Annotated in this window: 22 protein-coding genes and 1 pseudogene; 1 reads left to right on the top strand and 22 read right to left on the bottom strand. The window is 40.6% G+C overall.

Features of this window, described 5'->3' with window-relative positions:
* Positions 1-211: 211 nt before the first annotated feature.
* From ACQKKO_RS19650 to smc, 16 genes and pseudogenes are all read right to left on the bottom strand, one after another.
* Complete coding sequence (locus tag ACQKKO_RS19650; protein WP_498650201.1) at positions 212-763, bottom strand: TetR/AcrR family transcriptional regulator; 552 nt, start codon at positions 761-763, stop codon at positions 212-214.
* A 243-nt stretch (positions 764-1006) separates the two neighbouring features.
* Entirely contained in the window at positions 1007-1471 is a 465-nt protein-coding gene (locus ACQKKO_RS19645) for a hypothetical protein (RefSeq protein ID WP_498650199.1), read from the bottom strand.
* A 233-nt stretch (positions 1472-1704) separates the two neighbouring features.
* Positions 1705-2151 carry a DUF4871 domain-containing protein gene (locus ACQKKO_RS19640; protein ID WP_498650197.1) on the bottom strand — a complete coding sequence of 149 codons (447 nt, stop codon included), beginning with the start codon at positions 2149-2151 and terminating at the stop codon, positions 1705-1707.
* 44 nt (positions 2152-2195) lie between these two features.
* Positions 2196-2420, bottom strand: a complete 225-nt coding sequence (locus tag ACQKKO_RS19635; RefSeq protein WP_498650195.1) for a hypothetical protein — start codon at positions 2418-2420, stop codon at positions 2196-2198.
* A gap of 152 nt (positions 2421-2572) precedes the next feature.
* Positions 2573-4060 carry an SNIPE associated domain-containing protein gene (locus ACQKKO_RS19630; RefSeq protein WP_498650192.1) on the bottom strand — a complete coding sequence of 496 codons (1488 nt, stop codon included), beginning with the start codon at positions 4058-4060 and terminating at the stop codon, positions 2573-2575.
* Between the two features lie 267 nt (positions 4061-4327).
* Positions 4328-4549: pseudogene (locus ACQKKO_RS19625) on the bottom strand (DUF3888 domain-containing protein); the annotation flags it as partial.
* A 264-nt stretch (positions 4550-4813) separates the two neighbouring features.
* A complete protein-coding gene (rplS, locus tag ACQKKO_RS19620) occupies positions 4814-5167 on the bottom strand; it encodes a 50S ribosomal protein L19 (protein WP_479821518.1) in 354 nt (117 codons plus the stop codon).
* A gap of 149 nt (positions 5168-5316) precedes the next feature.
* Positions 5317-6048 carry a tRNA (guanosine(37)-N1)-methyltransferase TrmD gene (gene trmD / locus ACQKKO_RS19615; protein WP_498650190.1) on the bottom strand — a complete coding sequence of 244 codons (732 nt, stop codon included), beginning with the start codon at positions 6046-6048 and terminating at the stop codon, positions 5317-5319.
* The gene (gene rimM / locus ACQKKO_RS19610; protein WP_498650188.1) at positions 6045-6560 is read right to left on the bottom strand and encodes a ribosome maturation factor RimM; all 516 of its coding nucleotides are present in this window, start codon (positions 6558-6560) and stop codon (positions 6045-6047) included. Before rimM ends, trmD begins: the two co-directional genes overlap by 4 nt.
* The gene (locus ACQKKO_RS19605) at positions 6544-6966 is read right to left on the bottom strand and encodes a YlqD family protein (RefSeq protein ID WP_498650185.1); all 423 of its coding nucleotides are present in this window, start codon (positions 6964-6966) and stop codon (positions 6544-6546) included. Before ACQKKO_RS19605 ends, rimM begins: the two co-directional genes overlap by 17 nt.
* A gap of 82 nt (positions 6967-7048) precedes the next feature.
* Complete coding sequence (locus ACQKKO_RS19600; protein ID WP_203087268.1) at positions 7049-7279, bottom strand: KH domain-containing protein; 231 nt, start codon at positions 7277-7279, stop codon at positions 7049-7051.
* A gap of 21 nt (positions 7280-7300) precedes the next feature.
* On the bottom strand, positions 7301-7573 hold the full coding sequence (gene rpsP / locus ACQKKO_RS19595) for a 30S ribosomal protein S16 (protein WP_498650182.1): 273 nt from the start codon (positions 7571-7573) through the stop codon (positions 7301-7303).
* Between the two features lie 97 nt (positions 7574-7670).
* Positions 7671-9029, bottom strand: coding sequence for a signal recognition particle protein (gene ffh / locus ACQKKO_RS19590; RefSeq protein WP_498650180.1), 1359 nt, complete (start codon positions 9027-9029; stop codon positions 7671-7673).
* An 11-nt stretch (positions 9030-9040) separates the two neighbouring features.
* Positions 9041-9370, bottom strand: coding sequence for a putative DNA-binding protein (locus ACQKKO_RS19585; protein WP_203087271.1), 330 nt, complete (start codon positions 9368-9370; stop codon positions 9041-9043).
* Positions 9371-9464: 94 nt separating this feature from the next.
* Positions 9465-10463 carry a signal recognition particle-docking protein FtsY gene (ftsY, locus tag ACQKKO_RS19580; protein ID WP_498650179.1) on the bottom strand — a complete coding sequence of 333 codons (999 nt, stop codon included), beginning with the start codon at positions 10461-10463 and terminating at the stop codon, positions 9465-9467.
* 11 nt (positions 10464-10474) lie between these two features.
* A complete protein-coding gene (smc, locus tag ACQKKO_RS19575; RefSeq protein ID WP_498650175.1) occupies positions 10475-14041 on the bottom strand; it encodes a chromosome segregation protein SMC in 3567 nt (1188 codons plus the stop codon).
* Positions 14042-14179: 138 nt separating this feature from the next.
* On the opposite strand from smc, the gene ACQKKO_RS19570 reads away from it, so the two are divergent.
* Positions 14180-14404 (top strand): DUF1128 domain-containing protein, encoded by a 225-nt coding sequence (locus tag ACQKKO_RS19570; protein ID WP_498650173.1) that lies wholly within the window; start codon positions 14180-14182, stop codon positions 14402-14404.
* A 60-nt stretch (positions 14405-14464) separates the two neighbouring features.
* Here the strand turns inward: ACQKKO_RS19570 and rnc are convergent, their stop codons facing one another.
* The 6 genes from rnc to fapR form a co-directional block, all read right to left on the bottom strand.
* The gene (gene rnc / locus ACQKKO_RS19565) at positions 14465-15253 is read right to left on the bottom strand and encodes a ribonuclease III (RefSeq protein WP_498650171.1); all 789 of its coding nucleotides are present in this window, start codon (positions 15251-15253) and stop codon (positions 14465-14467) included.
* Between the two features lie 139 nt (positions 15254-15392).
* Entirely contained in the window at positions 15393-15626 is a 234-nt protein-coding gene (acpP, locus tag ACQKKO_RS19560) for an acyl carrier protein (protein ID WP_203087276.1), read from the bottom strand.
* A 100-nt stretch (positions 15627-15726) separates the two neighbouring features.
* Positions 15727-16470 (bottom strand): 3-oxoacyl-[acyl-carrier-protein] reductase, encoded by a 744-nt coding sequence (fabG, locus tag ACQKKO_RS19555; protein ID WP_498650169.1) that lies wholly within the window; start codon positions 16468-16470, stop codon positions 15727-15729.
* On the bottom strand, positions 16470-17417 hold the full coding sequence (gene fabD / locus ACQKKO_RS19550) for an ACP S-malonyltransferase (RefSeq protein ID WP_498650167.1): 948 nt from the start codon (positions 17415-17417) through the stop codon (positions 16470-16472). Before fabD ends, fabG begins: the two co-directional genes overlap by 1 nt.
* On the bottom strand, positions 17417-18430 hold the full coding sequence (gene plsX, locus ACQKKO_RS19545) for a phosphate acyltransferase PlsX (protein ID WP_498650165.1): 1014 nt from the start codon (positions 18428-18430) through the stop codon (positions 17417-17419). The genes fabD and plsX overlap by 1 nt, the downstream gene beginning before the upstream one ends.
* A gap of 19 nt (positions 18431-18449) precedes the next feature.
* The gene (fapR, locus tag ACQKKO_RS19540; protein ID WP_498650163.1) at positions 18450-19016 is read right to left on the bottom strand and encodes a transcription factor FapR; all 567 of its coding nucleotides are present in this window, start codon (positions 19014-19016) and stop codon (positions 18450-18452) included.
* Between the last annotated feature and the right edge of the window lie 65 nt (positions 19017-19081).

Genomic DNA, 19081 nt, shown 5'->3' with positions numbered 1-19081 from the left:
ATATTGATTGATTCATAAAAAATATTTTTATCTCTTTAAAAACCTTAAAACCATTGATACATTAACTTTTTCGGAGGGAGTCTCGGGTTCTCCTTACGCTAGTTCAAATAAAAACACGAATGGCGAATGATTCGATTGTAGAATCATTCGCCATTTTCTAGTTGATTTTTAGTTTTGTCCCAGCCTCTTCTTAAGTAGTCAGTGATCTAAATTAAATATTGGAGAGCATTAACCTAGCCCCAGCCTTTGCTCTTTTGGCTGAATCCCCTTTTTGGAACACTAATTCCGTGACGATCGATCCCTCAACAAGAAGGTATAAGCTATCTGCAAGCTCTGTTGCGTTTGTTGCTTCTGTTGCTTGAACCACTTCTAACATATAATCTTTTAAGATCTTTTTATGTTCAACCGCAGCCTCATGAAATGGATGTGTGACACTTGAAAATTCAGCAACTGTATTAAGAAATGCACAACCATTGAAGTCAGGTCCATTAAACCAGCTATCCAATACATCAAATAATGCTAGTAATTTTTCAGTTGGATCTTTCGTTAATTCATTAACCGATTCAACAAACCAAGATCTCCATTCTGTGTCCCGCTTCTCAAGATAAGCAAGGATTAAGTCATCCTTAGAAGGAAAGTGGTTATACATGGTCATTTTTGCTACCCCAGCTTCAGCCACAATTTTGTCTACCCCCGTAGCATGAATCCCGTCTCTATAAAAGAGAGCAGTCGCTACATCAAGAATCTGTGTTCTTTTACTCATTGTCATCATCTCCTAGAAACTATACATAACACCTATCTATAAAAAAGCAGAAATATTTCAGTAACAGTAATTCTATCTTCTGTCTCTGATTATACAAACAGGTCTGTATAAATGCAATTGATTAAAAAGAGATCCTCATGTCATAATGGTTGAATCTCTTTTTTATTTAATTTCATACTTTTATATAGTTTGTAGGAATAGATTTCAATGATTATCATGAGTATGGCAATGGTAAAGCAAACATTAATTACTGTTTTGAACGTAACTTTCCACTTCGCTCGTATCATCATCGTTATAATGTGTGACCATAAATGGTGTGTCATCAAAGGAATCGGCTGATGGTTTTTCCTGATTCACCTCATAGCCATTATAGAAGATATCTAAATCATGCACGATGGTATGAGCAATCTCTAATCCTTTGAGATCCTCGGTTTCAATCGCTTTTTCAACGGCTGAAGCAGCATTTACAACATCCTTATTCAGTTTATGACCTTCCGTTGTTTTGCTAAATGATATAAGGTTTTCTTTAATTCCGTTTAAGTAAACAGCATTTTCCTCGTCAAAACCAATGGTCGCTTCCCACTCCCAAAACATATTATTAAAGCTAGTATGAAAGTTGCTAATGTCACTCGCTAATTCTTCTCTCCACCAGTCATCCTCATCTCTTGCTTCATTCAGACCGGCTACACTTTCTCCATTTCGAATCATGGCTTTAATTTCCTTAGTCTTTAGGTTTCTCCAATCAGGTTCCTTCTCACTGTCTGCAATATTTTGAGCCCTGTCTTCCCTCTAGCCTTTTTTTAACTCTTGTTCAAGGAAAGCCAGTTCACTAACATCTGAAATGGCTGATTGACAAATAAAAATTCCTACCCCCATCACTACGAGTGAAAGAACGAGAATTATTGTTTTATTTTTAAACACGTATGTACGGCTCTTATAATTTAATACGTTAATTCAGTACCTTCTGGATGTACCTCTACAACAAACTCATCAAAAAATTCATCTTCAATATACGTTTCAATTTTCCAAATGCCTTCTGAAGGGAATTGGACTTCAGATGGACTGTGACTAATCGTTTCAAGGCTATCTCTTTGTGTAAGAATTGCGCTTTGAATAATTGGATTTACTTCTTCCTTAGACTCTAGATTGGTCGCAACAGCGCTAAAATACTGATTCGGAGCCTCTTCTCCCCAGAAATGCCACATCCATTTTTGACTCTCTCCAGCAAGAACGGGTCCACCTACAATTCCAACCTTCTGATCAATCCCAAACATCTCACCAAACTCATTATCAAAAGTCGGACTGACTTCCACTTGATTCTCACCTTTAAAACAACCTGTAACAATCAATAGAACGGCACATCCGCTTATTAGAAAAGGAATTTTCATTTGAACGCTCCAATCTGAATGATTTTAATGGTGATAAGTATCGTTTAATTTTTTGGAAACCGTCCTTGCTTCCACACACCCTTTTCCTTGTTATAGCCATAGACATGCTCATATTCTTTATAGTCTTGTTTAAGATCCACATAGGTTAAATACGTTTGACCTGCACTGTTTTTAACGTTATATTCCGTTTTGACCGCTAAAATATCTTTCGGTGCGTAACCTTCATCATTTACTAGATGTTCGTATCTCCATATAGCTAGAGCTCCCATATATCAGCCTGTGACCCGCGATAAAAGGAAGACTAACCACTAAAATGACAACCAACGTCACTAAAAGGTTTGCATGTTTCATCATGTCCCTGCTTTCAAATGGACTAGTGGAGATGAACCCTTATTTTGAATACGCAAATTGATTGATCCAATTAACTTACAGCTATTTTTTCTAGAGTTTTCTCCTCAACTTCTTCTTGAATCAATTGGAGTGACTTTCTATAATCTTCAGCAACAGCCAATTTAGTAAACTCAATTGTTTTATTATGGTTATGTCTTACTACTTTAGCTATTTCGTTAATATCAACTCTAAAAAATTCTTTTCGAGGATTTACTTTATTTATTTGATAATTTTCAAATGCTTTATGAAGGGCACGTTCTAACTTAGGTGCATCATCGGAGAACACCATTGCATGTACATCAAAATTAAAAGGTACTGATGCGCTTCCAAGTTCATTTACTCGATCCATTGGTTCTAGCCTTCTTGTCATACCAATTTTAAAAACGTCTGCTCCAAACGAACCGATATTTGAAATGATATAAACATAACCGGCTTTAGCATTTTGTTCTCTAAAATCCACTTTTTCTTTTTCAGATTGAATATCAATTACCCTCTCTTGAATTTCCTCAATTTTCATCTGAATTTCCTGTTTTAATTCTTCACTAGCAGTTTCCATTTGCTTATCATACTTTTCCAAGGCTTGCTTAAAATGTTTCTCGTCTTTTTCAAGCTTTTTGCGTTCACGTTCAATTTCAGCCTGAATTCGTTTCTCTTCACGCATCTGTTCTTTTAATATTCGTTGTTCCTCTTTTTCTTCTTCTTTTTTAAGATGAAATTCATGGACCAAATATAACTCATCAATCTTTAAAGCTAGATATTCATCTCTAATTTCAATACCATTACGTGAATTGAGCTTATTAATTTGCTCTTTTGCTTTTTTAATTTGTTTTTCTATTACTTCTATATTATTAAACTTTGCTTTTAAAATGGCTGTATCGCACTCTTGATTAAATGCCCTAACTGCAAGTTTAACGTTACTTTTCCTCATGGCTTCGCCTTTTTTTACACTTCCATCAACTTGCCAGCTCCTTGAAATCGTAGCTTCATCTACATTTGCCATTATCTTTTGCTTCTGTCTAATATCATTTAATTCATTCTTAAATAATTCACTGTTTTCAAACCCATACTTAGGTTCATAAAATCCAAATGTCTGATTGAGGTGCTCTTCTTCGTAGGAAACTAACTCAGCTTTTAACGATTTAAGTTTATTATTTTCATTCTCAATTTCTAGTTTAATTAAATCATTATCTTTAGAGAGTGCCATTTCTTCATGCTTAACTTTCTCTTTTACTTTTTCAATTTCTTTTTCTAAATTTCCAGATTCAATTATTATATCCTGTTTTATTTTTTCATTTTCCTTCTTTAGATTCTCTGATTCTTTAGTTAGCTTCTCTGTTTTTAATTTAACTTTTTCTAAATCATCTAGACCATTATCTTTCCAATACGCTTTTCTCTTTTTATCTCCTAAATGTTTTATTATTAATAGTACAATCCCTAAGATTAAAGGAATCACTAATAACCATAATGCAAAACATATAGAAATAAACCAGGTTGATAAATACCATCGTTTTTCAGTCATAATTCATTTTACCTCCATTTTTTTGATCGTCAGTATATTTTTGATTAAGTATACAATATATACTTATTATAATCCTTATTTATCATCAAATGTTTCACTATGGAATTTAAATGGTCCTCTAAAAATTTAATATACTACTTTAATTCCAGCAAAAAAGATAGCTTCTTTTAGAAGAAACTCTCTTTCCATTTCAAGATACAATCGGATCTGTACTGATCCCACGACAATCGTTCTAAATAAAGAGTATTCTGGTTTATGAAGCATTTATTACACTACATCTTCATGTTTATAATAAATGAGGTCTACGTTTCCAACCGAGATCATATAGGTAAGAGTTTCTAAACCGTATGGTGGATTATGCTGTCCTTCATCTGTTTGATAGATCACGGCTATCTCAAATGAGTACCCTCCTTCAACACACCATTGAATCGATTCGATGTCCACATCATATAAATCAAAGCTAAGATTCGGATATCGCTTACGAATTTCCTTTGAAGCATATGATCAAGCAGATTGATATACGAACCATAAAAGTCTTTTAAATTAATATGATGTAGAGTCGTTTTGCACTTAATGGATTTGGCATCGTTACAATAAAGAAAAGAGTAAGTAGACTTGAAAAAGATCGGTTCATTCAAAGATTCCTCGTATGTTTAAGGTTAGGTTCCTACGAGTCTCACATAGACATTTCCCAAACAAAAAGAACGCCCTTCATACGAAGGACGTTCCTTTTTTATCATTGTAGACCAATGATTATGCTTTTCTGCGAAGTTCTTTGATGCGGGCAGCTTTTCCACGTAGGTTACGTAGATAGTAAAGCTTAGCACGACGTACTTTACCGCGACGTTTCACTTCGATCTTTTCGATTTTCGGTGAATGTAATGGGAATGTACGCTCAACTCCTACACCATAAGAAATTTTGCGAGCTGTAAATGTTTCGCTGATTCCAAATCCGCGACGTTTGATAACCACGCCTTCAAAAAGCTGGATACGCTCACGAGTTCCCTCAACAACCTTAACGTGAATCGTTAACGTGTCTCCAGGACGGAAATCTGGAAGATCCGTGCGAAGCTGCTCATTTGTAATTTCTTGAATAATGTTGCTCATAGTCGTATTCCCCTCCTTCCAAACAGACATTCTTGTCGGATAGCCGCAGCGGAACATCTTAATAACGGGCGAATTGCCACAAGATCTATACTAGCATAGATAAAAGTGTGATACAAGATTCTTTTTATGAAATGCCAAGCTTTTTTACCTTACATCCCTTGTTCCCACTCTTTGATCCATGTTTGCTGCTTTTGTGTCAGAGATTCTTCCTTAATTAACTCTGGTCGTCTTTCGAATGTTCGCTTGAGTGATTCCTTTGTGCGCCATTCTTCAATACGGCCGTGATGACCGGATAGTAAGACTTCAGGTACTTGGAGTCCACGAAACTCTGCTGGACGTGTGTACTGTGGATGCTCAAGCATGCCTGTTGAAAAGGAGTCCGTTTCTGCGGATTCGTCGTTCCCTAGGGCTCCTTTAAGTAAACGGGTCACGCTATCAACAATAACCATTGCGCCAAGCTCCCCACCGGTTAACACATAGTCACCTAGTGAAATCTCGTCTGTCACAAGATGCGCACGGATACGTTCATCATAGCCTTCGTAATGACCACAGATTAAGATGAGCTGCTCTTCTTTGGCGAGTTCCTCTGCTTTTGCTTGCGTATAAGGCTCTCCTTGAGGACAGAGCAAAACCACTCTTACTTTTAAGTCTGGCTGCTTCACATCTTCTACAGCATCAAAAATCGGCTGAGGCGTTAAGACCATACCCGCACCGCCACCATATGGATAATCATCTACACGGCTGTGCTTATTCGTTGAATAGGTTCTAAAATCTGTTACGTTTAAAGAGACAAGTCCTTTTTCTTGAGCTAGTTTCAAAATAGACTGACCAAAGACTCCTGTAAACATGTCAGGAAACAGACTTAAAACATCAATTCTCATACATCAAGTCCTTCAAGTAAGTGAATGGTGATCGTCTTGTTCGTGATATCGATTTCTCTTACCACAGACTCAATGTAAGGGACTAGAAGATCCTTTTGTCCTTCTCGTTTAACCACCCACACATCATTTGCACCGGGGCTTAAAATCTCAATCACTCGTCCGATTTTTAACCCTTCTTCGTCTACGACTATGCAGCCAATGATTTCGTGATAATAGTATTCACCGATTTCAAGCTCTTCTTGTTTATCAGCGGATATATATAGGGTAAGTCCTTTATACCCTTCAACCTCGTTAATATTGGTATAGCCTTCAAATGTAAGTAAATGAAATTGCTTATGAATACGATGCGTGGCAACAGTTAATGTTTTATACTGTCCATTTTCCTGTCTGATGGCAAGCTGACTTCCTTTAGCAAATCGTTTATCGGGAAAGTCCGTTGTTGAGAGGATCTTAACCTCTCCACGCACACCATGTGTATTTACAAGCTGTCCTACTTTATACCATTCCGTCATCCGAATTCCTACTTTCTCGAAATTGTTCAATGATTCCATCCTTCACAACGACCTCAAGTGGTTGCTCTACATCAGGCCAAGGATCACCTACATTTAGTTCAACAATAGCCTGCGCTTGACCGCTTGTAATCTCAGAGCCAATGGGAAGCCGCTCAAGCTGTTGAAGTCTGAACTCAATTCCCTTTTTCTTTTCCATTCGTTTATTCATTTCCTGCTCATAACGCTTGCGAAGCTGATATTCCTGAGAGGTGGAATCTGTCTTTTTAATCGATTTATGCATTTGAAAATGAAACTGCTCAATTTCACGTGTGAGCTGCTCTTGTTCTGCATGGAGCTCATTCGTTAATGTATCTTTTTTGGTTTCGGTTAATACTTGTTTAATGGAAACGGTTTGCAAAAACTGCATGTCATCACACTCCATTCATAAAACAATGAGATTACCTAACGATAGACATACAAGAAAAGGGAGAGGTTTCCCCCACCCTTTCTTATTCAACGATATCCAGCTTTACTTTCTTCCCCTGCTTATTCACAGCTGCATAAACAACTGAGCGCAGAGCTTTTGCTGTTCGTCCGTTTTTACCAATCACTTTTCCCATATCATCCGGATGAACCGTTAATCGCAGATAAACTGTCTGACCTTCTTGATGTTCTTCAACCTTCACAGATTCGGGATCATCAACAAGTGATTGAGCTATATGTTCAACCAACGTTTTCATCACAGATCACCTCGGGTCAAATTACTTTTGGTTTTTAGCGTTGTGAAGCTTTTCCATTAAACCTTCTTTTGAGAAAAGGTTACGAACTGTGTCAGAAGGCTTAGCACCTTTTAACATCCAGTCTAATGCTTTGTCTTCTTTAACAGAAAACTGAGCAGGTTGAGCAATCGGATTGTATGTTCCGATTTCCTCGATGAAACGTCCATCACGTGGAGCACGAGAATCTGCAACTACTACACGATAGACAGGAGCTTTCTTTGAACCAATACGTTTAAGTCGAATTTTAACAGCCATTTCGCTGTACACCTCCAAGATTATTTACACAATTTAGTATAATATCATCAATTCCACGTTCCTACAAGACTTATCTTATGGAGCAGAATAGATTTTTTTAAAATGGCAGTTTCAGGCCACCGAGTCCTTTTCCACGACGCTTTCCTTTTCCAGTCTGCATTCCAGTCATCTGTTTCATCATTTTTTTCATATCTTCAAACTGCTTCAACAGACGATTGACATCCTGAATGGTTGTGCCGCTTCCTTTAGCAATCCTTCTTCTTCTACTTCCGTTTAAGATTGAAGGGTCTTGCTTTTCTTTTTTGGTCATTGAGCGAACAATCGCTTCAACTCGACCAATTTGCTTTTCATCTACTTGCAAATCCTTCATGCCTTTGTTTTTCTTCATGCCAGGCATCATTCCAAGTAAATCTTCAAGAGGTCCCATGCTTCTAACCTGCTCAAGCTGCTCTAAAAAGTCATCAAAAGTAAAGTCAGCGTTACGCATTTTTTTCTCAAGCTCACGCGCTTTGTCTTCATCAACATTAAATTGAGCCTTCTCAATCAGAGATAGGACATCTCCCATTCCAAGGATCCGGGAAGCCATTCGGTCCGGATGAAACGGTTCAAGCTGATCCACTTTTTCACCAACACCAGCGAACTTAATTGGTATATTCGTGACCGCCTTTACCGAGATCGCAGCTCCACCTCTTGTATCACCATCTAGCTTCGAAAGGACAGCACCTGTTAAACCAAGTTGCTCGTTAAATGTCTCAGCAACATTTACCGCATCTTGACCAGTCATTGCGTCAATTACAAGCAAGATCTCATCAGGGTTAACGGATTCCTTAATTTGACTTAATTCATCCATTAGCTCTTGATCCACATGCAGGCGACCCGCTGTATCAATTAACACATAGTCAAGATGATCTTCTTTTGCTTTGGCGACAGCCTGTTTGGCTATCTCAACAGGGCTCACTTGATCACCTAATGAAAAAACAGGCATGTCAATTTGCTTCCCTAACGTCTCAAGCTGTTTAATTGCAGCTGGACGATAGATATCAGCAGCAACCAACAATGGTTTGCGATTGTGCTTTTTGCGTAAATGATTTGCAAGCTTGGCTGTGTGCGTTGTTTTACCTGCACCTTGGAGCCCAACCATCATAATGACCGTTGGTGGCTTAGTGGAAACAGCCAGTTTGCTTTGCTCCCCACCCATAAGTGCAGTGAGCTCTTCATTTACAACTTTTATGACTTGTTGACCAGGAGTTAAGCTTTTCATTACCTCTTGGCCAAGTGCCTTTTCTTTTACATCAGTAATAAATTGTTTAACGACTTTAAAGTTTACGTCAGCTTCTAGAAGGGCAAGCCTAACTTCACGCATCATTTCTTTAATGTCTTGCTCGCTAACTTTCCCTTTGCCGCGAATCTTTGTCAGGGTACCCTGGAGCCGTTCAGCTAAGCCTTCAAATGCCATGTTACCGCCTCCTAGTCCAGTTTCCGAATCGTATCTATTAGACTCTGCATCTCATAAGGAGCCGCGTTCTCTTGAATAGCTGTTTCTAATTGAGCCAGCAAACTTGTCCGTTTCTCAAACTTCTCAAGGAGCTCAAGCTTGGTTTCATACTCTTCAAGCATCGCTTCTGTCCGTTTGATGTTGTCATAAACCGCTTGACGACTAACTTCGAATTGCTCGGCAATCTCTCCAAGGGAAAAATCATCTAAATAATACTGGGACATGTATTCGCGCTGCTTCAGAGTGAGCAGGGAATGATAGAAATCAAACAAATAGTTCATTCTGAGCGTTTTATCTAGCACGAAGCTTCACCCCTTGTTAAGTGATTCCCCTTTACGAGAATTTATATTACAGGAGAGCCGCTCTTGTGTCAAGTTTTTTTCTTAACATGTCAATTTAACTCGATTGTACGTCTTCAGGAGAGTCCAGTACATCTTTAAACAGGCCATATACAAACTGATCTGCCTGGAAAGGCTGCAAGTCATCCTTCTGCTCACCAAGTCCAACAAACTTAACTGGAATATCAAGCTCACGCTTAATCGCCATAATAATTCCACCTTTTGCAGTACCATCAAGCTTCGTTAAAACGATCCCTGTTACATCTGTTGACTGGCCAAATGTTTTAGCTTGCACCATCGCATTTTGACCTGTTGTCCCGTCTAATACAAGCAGAACCTCATGAGGGGCACCAGGTACTTCACGTTCAATGACACGCTTAACCTTTTCAAGCTCGTTCATTAAATTCACTTTGTTTTGCAGTCGCCCTGCTGTGTCACAAAGAAGTACGTCTGCGCCTCGTGACTTGGCTGCCTGAATGGCATCATACATCACTGCAGCTGGGTCACTACCAGCTTGCTGCTTGATCACATCTGCACCAACCCGCTCCCCCCATACTTCAAGCTGATCAATGGCCCCAGCACGGAATGTGTCTCCTGCTGCGAGCATGACTTTTTTGCCCTCTTGCGTTAAGTAGTGAGCCATTTTTCCAATCGATGTTGTTTTACCTACCCCATTAACACCAACCACTAAAATAACCGTAAGTCCATCTGCTTGCAGGTTCAGCTCTTGCGCTTCTTTTCCCTCATCAAGCATATTCGCTAGTAACTCAGAGATGACAGGTTGAACATCTTTTGTATCCTTTAAGTTTCGCAAGCGAACCTCATCTTTTAACTGTTCAACAAGCTCCATCACAGTCGTAACTCCTACGTCAGAGCTAATGAGTAATTCTTCAAGCTCCTCAAAAAAGTCCTCATCTACTTTACGGTATTTATAAACAAGTTCATTCATTTTACCTGCAAACGATTCTCTTGTTTTTTCAAGACCTGATTTAAACTTGTCTGTTACTTCCGTTGTTTGATTGGTAATTTTGTCTTTTAGCTTCTTAAAAAAACTCATGTTGCTTCCTCCTAGCTTTCAATTAGTTCTTTTGTTTCTTCCAGTCTAACCGAAACAAGTCTTGATACACCTGATTCCTGCATCGTTACTCCGTAAAGCACATCTGCTTCCTCCATCGTTCCACTTCGGTGCGTGATCACGATGAATTGCGTAGCCTCTGAGAAATCCTTTAAGTACTGCGCAAATCGGCTGACGTTTGCTTCGTCAAGTGCAGCTTCCACTTCATCAAGTACACAGAAAGGTACCGGTCGTACCTTTAAGATTGAGAATAACAAAGCAATTGCCGTTAATGCACGTTCCCCACCAGATAACAAAGCTAAATGCTGCAGCTTTTTGCCAGGAGGTCGAGCCATAATATCAACACCAGTTGAGAGAATATTCGATGGATCCGTTAATACAAGATCGGCTTCACCACCACCAAACAGCTCACGGAACACTTCTTGAAAATGTCCTCTCACTTGAGTGAATGTGTGTAAAAAGCGATTCGTCATTTCTTCATCCATCTCTGCAATAACCTGATGTAAGGTTTCCTTTGCTTGGAGTAGATCTTGTTGTTGCTCAAGTAAAAACGAATAGCGCTCGTTCACTCGCTCAAACTCTTCAATGGAACCAAGGTTGACAGGTCCTAGCTCATCGATTGTTAATTTTAAAAGCTTTAACCGTGTTTTCGCGTCATCAATCGAGCCTTCGAGTGGATAGTCTTTAACGGCAGCTTCAAAGGAAAGCTCGTATTCTACGCGAAGCTTCTCCAGGCGATGTTCAAGATCAACATCGAGTCGATTTAAGCGAACGTCTTGATGCTTGTAGTCATCGTGTGCTAGGGCATAATGACTTTGATTTCTTTTTAATTGCTCTTCAAGCTCAGCATAGTGGTCATCAAGCTTAGCACGCTTCTCTTCAAGTGATTTCAGTTGATGTTGAACGCTCTCTTTTTCTTTTCGCAACGAATGAATTTGTTCAATTAACTGTTCTTCACCATTGGATCCACTATTCATGGAGGAAGAGAGTAAGTCAAACTCTTCGCGTAAATCATTAAGCTCCGTTTTTAGATCTGTTAGCTGGTGGCTTGTAAATTCGAACTGCTCACTAACGTGTTTGACACGCTGTTTGGATTCAGCTTCGCCAATTCTCACGCGTACAAGCTTTTCTTGAAGGTCTTCTCTGGAGTTCTGTTGTTCTTTTAATTGCGACTCTAATTCTTCAATTTCAAGCTTCCATTGCTGCTCACGTTTATTCGTTTCTATAAGCGATTGTGCTAGGGCGTCTAAACGATCTAGAACGGCCTGTTCTTCTCTTGCCGCCGCTGCTTCTTCGCGATCCATTCTCGAATACTGTTGTTCCATATTAGCCGTTGTAAGCTCAAGCTCCTTCAAGCGAGAGCGCTGCTCCTGCCATTCTGAACGTTTTGCTTGAATCAGTTGCTGCAGATTAGCCTGTTCTGTGCGCTGTTCTGCTCGTTTTTGTTTTTGTTGCTGCATTTGCTGCTCTAACTGATACACTGTTCGCTCAAGCTTTTCTGTTTGATGAGTTAAATCATCCAGCTCTCGCTTTCGTCCAACAAGTGACGTCTGATTCTGCTTAACGCTACCACCCGTCATCGATCCACCTGGGTTCACGACGTCACCATCTAGAGTGACGATGCGAAAGCGATGACCAATCATCGTGGCAAGCTTATTTGCCCCTTCAAGCGTTTTGGCAACGACAATGGAACCAAGTAAATTAGAAAGCACATGTTGATACTCTTCATCATAGCGAATCAAATGAATGGCCAGTCCAACAAACTCTTCTTCACTTGCAATAATCCGTAACTGAGCATCAGGCATCATGCGTGGTTTGATGACCGACATTGGTAGGAAGGTGGCTCGACCAAAGCGTTTTTGTTTTAAAAAGCGTATCGCACCCCTAGCATGTTGTTCGTTTGTTACGACCACATGCTGAGCTTGTGCACCGAGCGCCGTCTCGATCGCAAGCTCATGCTGCTTCTCTGTACGAACGAGTTCGGCCACTGCACCGTGAATCCCTTGAAGATGGCCGTCACGCGCTTTAAGAATCTCTTTTACACCTTGATAAAATCCAGTGAAATCAGATTCCATCTCACGAAGGGCTTCCGTTCTTGATTTTGACTTTTGTAAAATACGATAGGCTTCATAAAGCTTCGATTCATTTTGTTGATATTCCTCTTCAAGCTTTGCTTGATTAGTGGCAATGGTTTGTTCCTGACGGGTAAGTTGATCCAGCTCATTATCCATATTTGTCACAAGCTCTTGTGCGTCAGTTACTTGTTGCGTTAGGCCCTTCCGATTTGTTTTAGAATCGGCATGTTCTTTTAGTAATCGTTCGCGCTTAAAGGACTGCTGGCGTTTTTGTTCTTCTAAATAACGCTGTTCATTACGAATGGAAGCCTGTTCGTTTAGAACTTCAATGTAATCAGCCTTAAGCTGATCAAGTTTTGCTTCGATTCCAGGTCCACTCCCCTGAAGTATACCTTCAAGAGAACGTAACTCGGCCTTCCACCGATTTAGTTCTGCTTTTTCTTTTTCAACAAGCTCTTGTCTTTCTGCCACTGTCTCTTGTAGGCCCTCAAGCTTAGAAGATTTATCTGCAATGTCTTCTGTAAGCTGGTCGATATTATAGACCGCGTTTTTCTGACGCTCCTGCAGGACACCTCTGCGGCCTTCGTTTTTTTCTAATTCTTCACTTACATGGAGCCGTCGCTCTTGAGCGGTTTGTAAGGCTTCGGCTACTGCTTTGGACTCTTCACGACATGAAGTGATCGCTTCTTCTGATTGCTGAATGTTTTTTTCATGTACTTCAAGCTGTGTTTTAAACGATGCAAGCTTTTGTTTGGCTTCAGTCCATCGTGCGTGCAAGTCATTGATTTCAGCAGCAGTAATGGTGATATCTTCTTTTTTACGTTTCTTTTCTGCCTCAATAAATTCTTTTGCAATGGATGATTGCTCGCGTAGTGGCTCAACCTGAGATTCAAGCTCATGTAAGATATCTTCTACACGATTGACATTTTCCTGCGTTTCGTTTAATCGTTTTTCTGCTTGGATTTTACGAGTTTTGTATTTTAAGACGCCTGCTGCTTCTTCAAAAATAAGGCGACGATCGTCTGACTTACTGCTTAAGATTTCTTCAATCTTCCCTTGGCCAATAATGGAATAGGCTTCTCTGCCAAGTCCTGAGTCAAGAAACAGCTCCACAATATCTTTTAACCTGCAGGGCTGGCGATTCAAGAGATACTCACTTTCACCTGAGCGATAGACTCGCCTCGTGACACTGACCTCGCTGTAATCAATATTTAAATGTTGATCCTCGTTATCTAGAATCAAACTTACTTCAGCTACATTTACTGATTTTCTGGAATCACTACCAGCGAAAATGATGTCTTCCATCTTTGCCCCGCGTAATGATTTTGCAGACTGTTCACCCAGCACCCAACGAATGCTGTCTGAGATGTTACTTTTCCCACTGCCATTTGGTCCGACTACAGCCGTTACACCTGGCACAAACTCTACATTTACTTGTTCAGCGAAGGACTTAAATCCTTTCACTTCTAATCGTTTGAGGAACATGCATTCCCTCCTTGCTCTAGACACTTTAGATTTTAGTTTATCATACTTTAGAACGGTTTAAGAGATTTCTAAAGGGTTAAGACAAACGGTTGCGATTATGATAGGATTAGCTTTATGTAATGATAAAGGAGGTCCAAGATGGACTTATCAATGAACACAGCTGAAAATATGAATTATATGCTTAAAGAAATTGAAAACAAGCTTCAAACCGTTAATGCTGGAGCCCTTAATGCCGAAAAGTTTAATGCTTCTTCTTATGAAGACATTCGCGACATTTTCGAATGGGTGCAAAAGCAACGCTCTGTTTCTGTTCGAGAAATGGAAGCCATTGTGTCTGAGCTTGGCCAACTACGCAAATCATAACCATGTAAAAAAGGCTGCGAGTACATCGACAGCCTTTTTTACATGCAATAATCTGTACCATTACCTGCTTCGGGTGTTTGCGTTTAGCTTCTCAAGCGCAAGTTTCGCAGCAAGCTGTTCTGCTTCTTTTTTGGAACGACCTATCCCATCCCCAAGCGACGTACCATTTAGTTGCACTTCCGAGACAAATTCCCGGTCATGTGCCGGACCTCTCTCTTGTACGATTACGTACTGAAGAACGCCAAGTCCATCTCGTTGGATGAATTCCTGCAGTTGACTCTTAAAATCCATTTTATGCGAAAAAGCACCCTCATTAATCTTTGGATACATCGTTTGACTAAGAAACAAATAAACGGCGTCCAAGCCTTGATCTAGATAAAGCGCACCAATAAATCCTTCGAATACATCTGCAAGTAGTGCAGGACGAACACGCCCTCCAGTTACTTCTTCACCTTTCCCAAGTAGAACAAGTTTGCCAAAGTCTAGCTCTGTTGCAAATCTAGCAAGTGATGGTTCACATACAATGGAAGCACGTAGCTTCGTCATGTCACCTTCACTCATGTTCTTGTACTTTTTGTACAGGTATTGGGAAACGGCAAGTTCTAGAACAGCATCTCCGAGGAATTCTAGTCGCTCATTATCAGTCGCGGCATATAAGCGATGCTCATTCACATAAGATGAATGCGTAAAAGCCTGAATTAATAACTTACGGTTTTCAAACGTTAATCCGGTTCGGACTAGCAGGTCATCAAATTGACGCTTTTGTTCTTCGGACAAAATGAGACGACGTCCACCGCCTTTTTTGTCATGGTTTCTTGATTTACGATAAGGCTTTGATTGATGTGGCATGGTGACCTCCAACACGGAAAATAAACTTACACCTAAATTGTATCAAAGTTTTTGCAAAAAGCTAAGCAAAAATTACAAAAGTCAGCTTGCAGATCATAAATAAATCCCATATGGCACAAGCCACATGGGATCAACTAGATTACTGCTGGCTGTCTATGTAAGTAATAACGTCTCCAACAGTTGCAATTTTTTCTGCTTCTTCATCAGAAATTTCAATGTCAAATTCGTCTTCAAGTTCCATTACAAGTTCCACCACATCTAGTGAATCTGCACCTAAATCATCTTTGAAAGATGCCTCAGGTTTAACTTGCGCCTCATCAATATCAAGACGGTCGACAACAATTTTAGTCACACGTGAAAGTGTATCTGCCATGTTCATTCACCTCCTCTCAAAAAATAGCTTGTATCTCAGCTAGATGAATTCTAACGGCATTTTAAGAACCTGTCAAGAAGCACTTTGCCGTCTCTTTCATCTAGGGCATCACTAATCCGCCATCTACATGTAGTGTTTGACCTGTCATATAGTCCGCATCACTACTTGCTAGAAAACGAACAACAGATGCTACTTGTTTTGCTTCACCAAGAGCTCCAAGAGGAATTTGAGTCAGGTATTGAGCTTTTACTTCATCACTCAGTACCTCAGTCATATCACTTTCAATAAAGCCTGGTGCTACAGCATTTACATGAATGTTGCGGTTAGCAAGCTCTTTAGCCATTGATTTTGTCAGCCCAATCACACCAGCTTTGGCCGCTACATAATTGGCTTGTCCTGGATTCCCCATCACAGCAACCACTGAAGAGATATTAATAATTCGTCCATAACGCTGCTTCATCATTTGTCTGGACACACCTTTTGCACAGTTAAATACACCTTTTAAATTGGTGTTTACAACTGCATCCCAGTCATCTTCTTTCATGCGCATCAGTAAGTTGTCTCTTGTAATTCCGGCGTTATTCACGAGAATGTCAATTCGACCAAACGTTTCAACAGATTGCTTAATAAGCGCTTGAACCTGCTCAGAATCTGCTACGTCCGCTTGCACAGCAATCGCTTCTCCACCCAATTGTTTAATATCATCTACTACTTGCTCTGCTCTTTCCTTGCTTCCAGCATAGTTAACAACGACTTTTGCGCCTTTTTCAGCGAGTTCCATTGCAATGGCTTGTCCTAGCCCTCTGGATGCGCCAGTAACGATTGCTACTTGATCCTTTAACATTAGTTTACATCCTCCTTTAGTTTCGCTGCCACGTCTTCCACACTTTTGCGATCAGATACCGCGTAAGCTGCAACACTGCGATCAATTTTTCTCATGAGTCCTGTTAACACATTTCCCGAGCCGATTTCAATAAATGTATCCACTCCAAGGTCTATTAAGTGCTTGATACTTTCTTCCCAGCGAACAGACGAGTAGACCTGTTCCACTAATTGCTCACGAATAGCCTCACCAGATGTGACTCCCTTGGCCGTAACGTTCGCAATGACAGGTGTTTGTATATCTTGAACCTCTTTGTTTGCAAGAAGGGCAGCTAGCTTTTCAGCAGCTGGCTTCATTAAGCTGGAATGGAAAGGTCCACTTACTTGTAATGGTAATACTCGCTTGGCTCCGGCAGCGCGTGCTAGCTCACCCGCTTGCTCCACACCTTTTGCCGTACCTGAAATGACAATTTGACCAGGACAGTTTAAGTTTGCAAGCTCTGCTACTTCGCCGTTACCTGCTACTTCGTCACTTATTTTGCGAAGACTCTCAGCATCAAGACCTAGTACTGCCGCCATTGAACCTACTCCAAATGGGACAGCCTCTTCCATAAAGAGTCCTCTATTATGCACAGATTCAATCGCCGTTTCGTATGACATCGCGCCTGCAGCTGCAAGTGCACTGTACTCCCCTAAGCTGTGACCCGCTACATAATCCGCTTTAATTCCGGCTTCTTTGACTAGCTCAAGTACTGCCAGACTCATTGTTACAAGTGCCGGCTGAGTATTCTCAGTGCGTCTTAGCGTCTCTTCTGGACCTTCTTTCATCACTGAACTTAGTGAATATCCTAATGTTTCATCAGCAAGGTCAAAAATGTGTTTGCTGGATGCTTCCGTTTCATACAACTCAGCTCCCATCCCCACTTTTTGTGATCCTTGTCCTGGAAATAAAAATGCAATTTTACCCATTATGACTCTCCCTTTTCTTCCTCTGCTTGAGGCATTTTTGCAAGCTCCGACTTAACTAGGGCGGCAACCTGCTGCTCAACCATTAACTTCGCTTGACGAATGGCATGGAATACCGCCGTTTCATCAGAAGAACCGTGCGCTTTAATAACGGGTGAGCGTAAACCAAATAATCCAGCTCCACCATATTCAGAATAGCTCATCTGAGTTTTGATATCGCGAAATGTCGGCTTCAAAACACCTGCAGCCAGCTTATTTTTCACGGATTTAGTCAGCTCTTGTTTGATTAATCCAAAGAGCGAAGCAGCCGTTCCTTCAATTGTTTTTAAAACGAGATTTCCCGAAAATCCGTCACAAACAACTACATCAGCGACGCCTTCTAACAAATCACGTGCCTCTACATTGCCAATAAAATGAAGGTCTGATTGCTCAAGTAGTGGGAAGGTTGCTTTTGTTAACTCATTCCCTTTCCCACTTTCCGTTCCTACATTCAGAAGACCAACTCGAGGCTTTGATACATTTTTGACAAGCTGCATATACGTACTACCGATCACCGCGTGCTGAAGAAGATGCTGTGGTTTGGCATCCATGTTTGCCCCAACATCTAAAAGCAGAAAGCCACTTCCACCCATTGTTGGCAGCATAGGGGCAAGTGCAGGGCGATCCACTCCCTTAATTCGACCAACATATAAGAGACCTGCAGTCATTAATGCACCTGTATTCCCGGATGAGATACAGGCATCTGCTCTGCCTTCCTTTACCTCACGCACAGCAAGAACCATGGAAGCGTCCTTTTTCCTTCTGACAGCGTGAGTTGGCTTATCGGTGTCTTCGATCTTTTCAGTTGTATGTATAATTGAAATTCGTTCTTCATTTGTGAGATGTGATCGGATGGCTTCCTCATCGCCAATCAACGTGATTTCAAGCTCTTTAAATTCTTTAACGGCTCTCATTGCACCGATTGTTTGTGCGCCAGGTGCATGATCTCCACCCATAGCGTCTAGAGCAATTTTCACTCAGCTTCCTCCTTCACGTTCAAGACACGTTTGTTGGACTTGAACGGTACATAATAAATTCCCCTTGGAACACCTTTTCTTTTTCCACGTAGCTCTCAACGGAAACCATTGTTCTTTCCTTTTCAAGACGAGTGACCGTCGCTTTGGCAACAACCCGTTCCCCACTTCTTACTTGACGCTTAAACCTGATTGTTGCTTTAGCTGTTAGCGCCAGTTCATCGTTAATGACAGCAACAGCTAGAGAGTTCGCCTGCGCAAACAAATAATGTCCACGAGCAATTCCTGATTTACTAAACACTTCTTCCTTACTTACTTCGAATATCGAGATGGCTCTTTCATCTAATTGTAAATCTATGATTTCACCAAAAACCTCTTCTGCTGAAATGGATTGTAATTCATCTAATTGTCGCTCTGCGACACCTTTAATACGTTCACGCAACTCCGGGATGGACAGCTCCATACGATCTAATCGTATCGTTTGAATACTCACTTCAAAATGAGTCGCAAGTTCTTCGTCTGTCATAAACGGATGCTGCTGTAAGGTCTCCTGAAGAAGGGCTTGCCTATCCTTTTTTTTACGTCTCATTCTTAGCTGTCCCCCTTTTCCCTGACCGAAACTACTCTTATGACTAGGTCCTAAGAGTAGTATAA

It is taken from the genome of Alkalihalobacillus sp. NPDC127517, from assembly GCF_050276055.1.
Taxonomy (GTDB): Bacteria; Bacillota; Bacilli; order Bacillales; family Bacillaceae_D; genus Alkalicoccobacillus.
The sequence above is the reverse complement of the archived record's forward strand: the minus strand, read 5'-3'. Positions and strand labels throughout refer to the sequence as shown.

Excerpts from the sequence above, each read along its gene's own strand:
- fabD (WP_498650167.1), bottom strand. The coding sequence starts at position 17,417 with ATGGGTAAAATTGCATTTTTATTTCCAGGACAAGGATCACAAAAAGTG.
- ACQKKO_RS19650 (WP_498650201.1), bottom strand. The coding sequence starts at position 763 with ATGAGTAAAAGAACACAGATTCTTGATGTAGCGACTGCTCTCTTTTAT.
- ACQKKO_RS19605 (WP_498650185.1), bottom strand. The coding sequence starts at position 6,966 with ATGCAGTTTTTGCAAACCGTTTCCATTAAACAAGTATTAACCGAAACC.
- rnc (WP_498650171.1), bottom strand. The coding sequence starts at position 15,253 with ATGCCACATCAATCAAAGCCTTATCGTAAATCAAGAAACCATGACAAA.
- rplS (WP_479821518.1), bottom strand. The coding sequence starts at position 5,167 with ATGAGCAACATTATTCAAGAAATTACAAATGAGCAGCTTCGCACGGAT.
- ACQKKO_RS19600 (WP_203087268.1), bottom strand. The coding sequence starts at position 7,279 with ATGAAAACGTTGGTTGAACATATAGCTCAATCACTTGTTGATGATCCC.
- ACQKKO_RS19630 (WP_498650192.1), bottom strand. The coding sequence starts at position 4,060 with ATGACTGAAAAACGATGGTATTTATCAACCTGGTTTATTTCTATATGT.
- rimM (WP_498650188.1), bottom strand. The coding sequence starts at position 6,560 with ATGACGGAATGGTATAAAGTAGGACAGCTTGTAAATACACATGGTGTG.
- acpP (WP_203087276.1), bottom strand. The coding sequence starts at position 15,626 with ATGGCAGATACACTTTCACGTGTGACTAAAATTGTTGTCGACCGTCTT.
- fabG (WP_498650169.1), bottom strand. The coding sequence starts at position 16,470 with ATGTTAAAGGATCAAGTAGCAATCGTTACTGGCGCATCCAGAGGGCTA.
- ACQKKO_RS19645 (WP_498650199.1), bottom strand. The coding sequence starts at position 1,471 with ATGATTCGAAATGGAGAAAGTGTAGCCGGTCTGAATGAAGCAAGAGAT.
- rpsP (WP_498650182.1), bottom strand. The coding sequence starts at position 7,573 with ATGGCTGTTAAAATTCGACTTAAACGTATTGGTTCAAAGAAAGCTCCT.
- ACQKKO_RS19640 (WP_498650197.1), bottom strand. The coding sequence starts at position 2,151 with ATGAAAATTCCTTTTCTAATAAGCGGATGTGCCGTTCTATTGATTGTT.
- smc (WP_498650175.1), bottom strand. The coding sequence starts at position 14,041 with ATGTTCCTCAAACGATTAGAAGTGAAAGGATTTAAGTCCTTCGCTGAA.
- fapR (WP_498650163.1), bottom strand. The coding sequence starts at position 19,016 with ATGAGACGTAAAAAAAAGGATAGGCAAGCCCTTCTTCAGGAGACCTTA.
- ACQKKO_RS19635 (WP_498650195.1), bottom strand. The coding sequence starts at position 2,420 with ATGGGAGCTCTAGCTATATGGAGATACGAACATCTAGTAAATGATGAA.
- ftsY (WP_498650179.1), bottom strand. The coding sequence starts at position 10,463 with ATGAGTTTTTTTAAGAAGCTAAAAGACAAAATTACCAATCAAACAACG.
- ACQKKO_RS19570 (WP_498650173.1), top strand. The coding sequence starts at position 14,180 with ATGGACTTATCAATGAACACAGCTGAAAATATGAATTATATGCTTAAA.
- ffh (WP_498650180.1), bottom strand. The coding sequence starts at position 9,029 with ATGGCATTTGAAGGCTTAGCTGAACGGCTCCAGGGTACCCTGACAAAG.
- trmD (WP_498650190.1), bottom strand. The coding sequence starts at position 6,048 with ATGAGAATTGATGTTTTAAGTCTGTTTCCTGACATGTTTACAGGAGTC.